Origin of the sequence: Chryseobacterium sp. SIMBA_029, from assembly GCF_046535275.1 — a bacterium.
Classification (GTDB): Bacteria; Bacteroidota; Bacteroidia; order Flavobacteriales; family Weeksellaceae; genus Chryseobacterium.
Window position 1 is genome coordinate 1 of sequence record NZ_JAWRXA010000143.1, and the last position, 317, is coordinate 317.

Annotated in this window: 1 protein-coding gene; it reads left to right on the forward strand. The window is 56.5% G+C overall.

The window, feature by feature from the left end:
* Positions 1 to 118 precede the first annotated feature (118 nt).
* Positions 119 to 317: hypothetical protein (locus tag SB679_RS23555; RefSeq protein ID WP_410704692.1), on the forward strand; the 199-nt coding region annotated here is incomplete at its 3' end.

Sequence of the window (317 nt, forward strand, 5' to 3'; positions counted from 1 at the left end):
GTCATTCATGCAAGTGGATCCTGCCGCCATCTGCACCAGAAAGGTTTGTTAATGCAGACGCCACCGGCCAATGTGGCGAGTCAGGCCGCCAACAGTTGTCTGTGCCACGGAGACGCAAATGCACGACCAGTTCACTGATACAACACCATCCGCCTACGACTATCCGTTGCTGGTCAAGCAGTTGCTACACACATCGCTCGTTCAGGCGCGTGACCAGCAAATCGTCTACCGCGGGCAGATGCGCATGTCCTATTCGACGCTGCATGAACGTATTGGACGGCTCGCCAATGGCCTGAGCAAGTTCGGTGCGCAGCATG